Source organism: Catonella sp. (assembly GCF_057250765.1).
This window is the reverse complement of record NZ_DBHIEC010000036.1, coordinates 1-6,643: the sequence shown is the minus strand read 5'-3', so window position 1 is coordinate 6,643 and position 6,643 is coordinate 1. Positions and strand designations below refer to the sequence as shown.

The 6,643-nt window shown below is 38.9% G+C and carries 6 protein-coding genes; 3 read left to right on the top strand and 3 right to left on the bottom strand.

What is annotated here, in order from left to right:
- Positions 1-873, bottom strand: an 873-nt coding sequence (locus ACO6HM_RS12190; RefSeq protein ID WP_485391295.1) for a Na/Pi cotransporter family protein, incomplete at its 3' end; no start/stop codon positions are given.
- Between the two features lie 121 nt (positions 874-994).
- Complete coding sequence (locus ACO6HM_RS12185; protein ID WP_485391294.1) at positions 995-1,690, bottom strand: class A sortase; 696 nt, start codon at positions 1,688-1,690, stop codon at positions 995-997.
- Positions 1,691-1,846: 156 nt separating this feature from the next.
- On the opposite strand from ACO6HM_RS12185, the gene ACO6HM_RS12180 reads away from it, so the two are divergent.
- The 3 genes from ACO6HM_RS12180 to ACO6HM_RS12170 all read left to right on the top strand — a co-directional run bounded on the left by ACO6HM_RS12180 (position 1,847) and on the right by ACO6HM_RS12170 (position 5,029).
- Positions 1,847-2,389, top strand: coding sequence for a hypothetical protein (locus tag ACO6HM_RS12180; protein WP_485391293.1), 543 nt, complete (start codon positions 1,847-1,849; stop codon positions 2,387-2,389).
- Positions 2,390-2,443: 54 nt separating this feature from the next.
- Positions 2,444-3,604 (top strand): class I SAM-dependent methyltransferase, encoded by a 1,161-nt coding sequence (locus tag ACO6HM_RS12175; protein ID WP_485391292.1) that lies wholly within the window; start codon positions 2,444-2,446, stop codon positions 3,602-3,604.
- A 207-nt stretch (positions 3,605-3,811) separates the two neighbouring features.
- Positions 3,812-5,029 (top strand): DUF819 family protein, encoded by a 1,218-nt coding sequence (locus ACO6HM_RS12170; protein WP_485380563.1) that lies wholly within the window; start codon positions 3,812-3,814, stop codon positions 5,027-5,029.
- Between the two features lie 185 nt (positions 5,030-5,214).
- Here ACO6HM_RS12170 and ACO6HM_RS12165 read toward each other — a convergent pair whose 3' ends face one another.
- Positions 5,215-6,390, bottom strand: a complete 1,176-nt coding sequence (locus ACO6HM_RS12165) for a M28 family peptidase (RefSeq protein WP_485391291.1) — start codon at positions 6,388-6,390, stop codon at positions 5,215-5,217.
- Between the last annotated feature and the right edge of the window lie 253 nt (positions 6,391-6,643).

Genomic DNA, 6,643 nt, shown 5'->3' with positions numbered 1-6,643 from the left:
TGCAAAGGAGTTGATAGCATTATCAAAACCGCCTATTTTAACGATATCTTTTAGAATGAAGTACACAATAAGTCCCAGTATTGTTCCGATAAGGTTGAAGCTTATATGTATAACAGATACCTTTTTAGCATTTTTATTAACACCTATAGAGGATAAAAGCGCAGTCACACAGGTACCTATATTCTGTCCCATGATGATAGGGATAGCCATACCGTAGGTAATAGAGCCTGTAAGAGAGAGTGCCTGAAGTACACCGACTGAGGCAGCGGATGACTGGATTATGCCGGTAAATACAGCACCGATAAGAACACCAAGGATAGGGTTGTTAAAGGCTGTAAGGATACTGGTAAACTCGGGCATATTGGCAAGGGGAGCAACAGAGTCGCTCATAAGGTCCATACCGAACATAAGCACCGAAAAGCCTACCATTATGGTACCTACATCACGCTTTTTCGCACTCTTTGCACCCATTATCATAATCACGCCTATGAGAGCGATAATAGGAGAAAAGTTCTCCGGCTTAAGCATGGAAAGGAAGAAGTTGTCAGTTTTAAGACCATTTAAGCCGAGAATCCAGGCTGTAAGTGTGGTACCCACGTTGGAGCCCATGATTACTCCTACAGTCTGTGACAAGTCCATAATTCCTGAGTTAACAAGACCTACGAGCATAACGGTAAGAGCAGATGATGACTGGATGGCAATTGTAATTACCGCTCCCAGTACAAGGCTCTTTCCGGGATTGGAGGTAAGTGTCTTAAGTATTCCCTCCAGTTTACCGCCTGCGACTTTCTCAAGACTGCCTGACATTACATGCATTCCGAAAAGGAAGAAGGCAAGTCCTCCGCAAAGCGTAATTATTGAGTAGATATTCATAAATCTCTCCTTGGTATTGATTGAGTGCGACGATTTGATTATACCATATTATAGGCTTTAATGAAAGATGGAAAATGGCTATCTCCAAGCGGTTGCTTCGCTTAAGAGATAGCCATTTGCATTATTCCTTCGATTCCATCTTTTCTCTGTCGTATTTGTATTTCTTTACAAACTTTCCTATCACAAAGAAACGGTTGCTGGTCCAGGTACCTTTATCGCAGGTCATAAGAGAGATAATTGGTTTACCCACAGCGTCAGCCTGAGCATTTTCAATCAGCTCCAGAGAAGTACTTGGAACTATCTTGGTTTCAAATACCTTGTACTCGTAGATGTCAGTTTTATCGGTAATTCTGATGATGGCTCCTTTTTTAATGTCTAGGAGCGAACCAAAGAGGAGGCTCTTGTCACCGTTGTTATGTCCCGCAAGGGTATAATTTCCTTTACCCATCTTGTCATCAGGCTTCATCGTGCCTACGCCTCTTAGCAGGTTGTAGTTGGTAGTGCCCTTAAATATACCGAGGTTCATATCAAGGGAAGGAATTACTATCTGTCCTATGAGGAGTGACTTGTCTATAGGCTGGTTGTCAAGCAGGGTACCTGTAGGAGATATTTCTTCTACCTGTGAAAAGTCAAATATTTCCTTAGGCTGTTCCTTCTCGTCATTTTGTTTAAGTACCTCAGGAGTGACCTCTTCCACTACCTCAACTATGTTTTTGGCATCTTCCTTTATCCTTATTTTACTGTACATAGGCAGGAAGATTAGGACAAGTCCCGACACTATGAGTATGAGTACAATTAGTTTTCTTAAAATTTTCATATCTGTTTCGTCCTTTATCATGTTATAATAAGATATGGGAGCCAAAAGAATTTGACACCTATATCATAATCTGTTTATTATAACATGATTTTTTGATTTTGTCGCCATGAAAATTGACAGTAGTTAAAGATAGATTAGAAATAAAGGTGGTAATATATGATAAAGATAGAAGATAGCGGGATTTATTCTACAGCAGTAGGAGAAGTGGGCGGGCTTAAAATAATTATGAATCTCCCTAAGGAAGCCTATGAGGAGTATGGTGAGCTAAAAGAGAATGAGGCAGAGGAAAATAAGCCGGATGAGCACAAGGCAGCGGAATATGTGCTAGGGAGGACTGTGGCTTTCGAGGCCTTAAAATATACTCCTCTGAGACTGTTTAGTGAAATGTTAGACCTTGCAGGTAAAGGAGAACTTGATATCTACGAGGGGAATGTATTTGTTAGCAGAAAGATAGGAGAAGAAAATAAGGGCAAGGAGCTATGTGGGGGCATCCTTGTAAAGCCTCTTATATCAGGTAAGCATGATGACAGTTTACAGTTCATCCCTCTATACAAGGAGGAAATCAGCTTTGCAGAAAGACTAGGCTCACGAAAGCTTAGAAATATGTTCAAGCATTTTGCCCCTGAGGAGATAAACGAGGCAAGGCCTGACCGTTACAATATTATTACCGACATAGACGGAAGAAGAAATTGTTTCTGATAGAATATGCGGGTGCAGGCTGCACTTAGGAAAGAAGATATCGAAAGGAGATTTATGAAGAACCGGGATATGACTGTGGAAGAAGCCTTAAGAAAGATAGCAGAGCTTTCTCCTGTTAAGATAGTATTAAGCAATGTGGCAGATAAAGAGCAGAGAATACAAAAGGTACAGATAGAGAAAAAGGAAAAGCACTTTCAGATAGCAGAATATACCGATAAACAGGTATTTCATAAAAATGTGGACGAGGAGGAGCTAATCTCCTTTTGCATAGAGGAGTTCGGTGTGAACTTTCTCCAGCTAAATGCCTGGATGCTTGGCGGAGAAGCCTCAGTTAAGCTCACTAAAAAAGGGAAGCTGTTGTTTAGCCTTAAAAAGTCGGATAATTCTGCCCTTGCAGATGAAGTAAGGGACAATAACAGAAAGAAGAACTACATACTTGAAGAGGGCAGGGTAATAGAGCCTCTTGTTGACATGGGGATATTTACCAAGGAGGGTAAGATAGTAAGCTCGATGTATGATAAGTTCAAGCAGATTAACCGCTTTATAGAGATAATTGATGATGAGATTAAAAAGAAGATTATCACACATTTAAATATCATAGACTTTGGCTGCGGCAAGTCCTATCTCACCTTCATAGTGTATTATTACCTGACTGAAATCAAAAAAATAAAGGTAAATATGATAGGGCTTGACCTAAAGGAAGATGTGATTAGAAAATGCAACAAGGCAGCTAAGAAGTACGGCTATGAAAATCTCTCCTTTGAGCTTGGTGATATCAACGGCTACAAAGCCCCTTTTAAGGTAGACATGGTTATTACCCTGCATGCCTGCGATATAGCTACTGACTTTGCCTTATACAATGCGATTAATTGGGGTGCAAGCTATATATTCTCAGTACCTTGTTGTCAGCATGAGTTAAATTCCCAGATTAAAAGTGAAACCTTCTCTCTTATGACAAGGTACGGTATTATAAAAGAGAGGTTCTCAGCCCTTGTGACAGACGCAATCCGTGGGAATCTTTTGGAATACATGGGCTACAATGTAAACCTCCTTGAATTTGTAGACCTAAGCCACACACCTAAAAACATACTAATAAGGGCAGTAAAGAACCATAACAAGGCTGAAAATGTAAAGCTTAGGGCTATGGATGAGGTAAAGAGGATGATGGAGGAGTTTGGGCTTAGTCAGGCACTTTATAGGATGATAGAGGGGTGATAAAACACACAAAAAGCGGTTTAACGCCTTAAAGTGCTAAAATGTAAATTACACTAAATAAAACAAGTAATCGCGATCATCTAATAAGCAAAACTGCAATAAATACCCAAAGAAAGAAGAATAATTCGTAAAATATTGACATATCACCCTTTAAGATATATAATTTTTTTGTATAAAAACTATATATTTATAGAAGGAGGGTGTTTTATGGAAGCAACAACTTTTATTGCTGCTGACGATACTTGGGTGCTATGGACGGTCTTAGCTGTATGTGCGGCACTCGCAATCTACTTAGAGCAAAAATATGCCTGGGCTAGTAAGGTAACAGGCTGTATTCTTGCTACAGCATTTACCTTGGTTCTTGCGAACCTTAGCATTATACCTACAGATGCACCGGTTTATGATGCTGTATGGGGCTATGTTGTTCCCCTTGCGGTTCCTCTCTTGCTTTTTAATGCCAACATTAAAAAGATATGGAAAGAATCCGGGAAAATGTTCATCATATATCTGCTAAGCAGTGTGGGAACTCTTGTGGGTGGATTTGTGGCTTATTTTGCACTTAAGGGTGCTATACCTGCTCTTAATGACATTGTACCTATGTTTGTTGGTACCTACACAGGCGGTTCAGTTAACTTTATAGCTATGTCACAACAGTATGCAGTTCCCGGCAAGACCGTATCTGCAGCCCTTGTAGCAGATAACCTTCTTATGGTGCTTTATGTATTCGTACTTATCTCACTGCCTTCAATGGCTATCATAAAGAAGCTCTACAGACAGCCTTACGAAGATGCTCTTAAGGCACAGACAGATGCAGATAAAGATAACAACAAGACTATGGCAGCCAAGTATTGGGGAGCAAAAGAGATTTCCCTTAAGGATATTGCTTTTGCAGTAGCTATAGCATTTACAATAGTTACAGTATCCACAAAGCTTGCGGGAGTTATAAGTGGTGCATTTAGTGGAGAGGATTTTGTAAGTAAATTCATAGGCGGTTTCTTTGGTAATAAATATCTGCTTATGACTACATTTACTATGCTTCTTGCATCTGCCTTCCCTAAGCAGATGTCATCTGTAAAGGGTGCGCAGGAGATAGGAACCTTCCTCATCTACATCTTCTTTGCGGTTATCGGAGCACCTGCCTCCATACCTATGATAATAAAGGAGTCTCCACTTCTCCTAGTATTTGCACTCATTATAGTTGCAGTAAATATGATTGTATCACTCATCTTTGGTAAGATATTCAATTTCTCCATTGAAGAGATAATAATAGCATCCAATGCCAACATCGGCGGACCTACCACAGCGGCAGCCATGGCTGTATCAAAGGGCTGGGGAGCTCTCATAGTTCCGGGACTTCTTGTTGGTACCTTGGGATATGTGCTTGGTAACTATTTAGGGATACTGGTTGGTTTTGCACTTCACTGATGGATGTGTGATATCATAATTAGATAACAGGTAGTGTACAAAATACAAGGCTTCCTAGCCGATATTTATCGTAGGAAGCCTTGTATATACAATTATAAGTTTAATTTTCTTACCAAGCTTTGAGGTCTCTAAGTAAAGTTTCTCGACCTAGTTTCATTCTTTCTTCCTTGTTTTCCTTAAAGTTCTTATTGTAGTATTCTTTCAAAGGATAGAGAGTGGTTGCCTTTAACTTCATTTCCTATTTTAGCGGCCATATCATCTGTTAATTCAGAGCAGGTAAAATCATTAATGATATCAGGATTCTTTCTAGTAGCAGACTTATTTACTGTTGATACCTTGTTGGATTCTGACTGGCTTGTATTAAGCAAATACGCATACGTTGTTATAAATGTCGTATCATAAACAAGAGTATCCATATCTACTAAGGAAGTATCCTTTTCCTTTACATAGTCTTTTATCTTTATCTTTACATCTTTTGGAGATGCAAAGATATCATAGGTAAAGTAGCACAGTGTAGGGATTTTCTCCAATATAAATGTTTTTGCATCTGTTTCAGCACTTTTATAATTTACAATGCCAGGAAAATACTTCTCACACTGCTTTTTAAGCTCGCTCTTATCTTCTTTAGAAGCAAAGAACATCTGCTTTCTCTGCTTCTTATTGCCTATGGAATTGATATTAACTACACCGTATATATTATCCTTTTCCTCTTTTGACAGGCTTGCTGCAAAGTGCCTTGAGCCTCTCCTTAGGTGTTCTGAATCAAAGAACACAAATTCAGGGTTGTATGTAAGCTCTTTATCAGAAAGAATCCTCGCCATCTCCATAAGAGCTGCAACTCCACCGGCATTGTCAAGTGCGCCTATGCTGCCCTTATATGAATCATATTTTGCAGAAAATATAACAGTCTTAAGTTTCGGATTTGTATCTTTTCTTTTAACAATTATATTTCTACCCTTAAATAGCACCTTTTCTTTCTTTTGATTCTTATTAATATTGCCATTTAAGTCAACTAGTTTCTCATCATATCCGTTAAAGTTCTGAAATTTTACATCATAGCCATAGCCCTTAACAGTATCAAAAATGTACTTTCCTGCCTCCTTATTTTCTTTGGTTCCCCTCACCCTCTGTGTCTTAGTAAGTTCTTCAAAGTTATTCTTTATGTCACTTTTGCTTATCAGGCTCTCAACCTCCTTATAAGCTTTGTCCGCTTCCTTTGAGAGCTTAATCTCAGAATTTTTCACCGCAGCCTCTGTGGTATATCGGTTAAAATACTCTACTCCTTCGGAAAACAACCCAAGCGACATTGCAAATACAACCCCAAAACCTACCAATCTTTGAAACATTTTTCTGTTACCCATAAGTTTTACCTCCAATTCTGATTTACTTGCTGTTCTAAAGTTAATTGTAGCACTTATTGCGACAAGGTCAATATATTATTTTATTATTTTAGCAGCACCCGAATATTTTACATTCAATACTAAAGTTATATTTAGCTAGACTTACCAGGTAAGTGCAACACCATTTTCAAAGTAAAATCAACGATATCTTTCAATGTAAATGCAACAGAGGCACCTGTCAAAGTAGGTGCAACACCATGTTGCATTTAAGTTG

Bases quoted from the DNA above. Each gene is read 5' to 3' on its own strand.
- ACO6HM_RS12185 (WP_485391294.1), bottom strand. From the start codon at position 1,690: ATGAAAATTTTAAGAAAACTAATTGTACTCATACTCATAGTGTCGGGA.
- ACO6HM_RS12180 (WP_485391293.1), top strand. From the start codon at position 1,847: ATGATAAAGATAGAAGATAGCGGGATTTATTCTACAGCAGTAGGAGAA.
- ACO6HM_RS12175 (WP_485391292.1), top strand. From the start codon at position 2,444: ATGAAGAACCGGGATATGACTGTGGAAGAAGCCTTAAGAAAGATAGCA.
- ACO6HM_RS12170 (WP_485380563.1), top strand. From the start codon at position 3,812: ATGGAAGCAACAACTTTTATTGCTGCTGACGATACTTGGGTGCTATGG.
- ACO6HM_RS12165 (WP_485391291.1), bottom strand. From the start codon at position 6,390: ATGGGTAACAGAAAAATGTTTCAAAGATTGGTAGGTTTTGGGGTTGTA.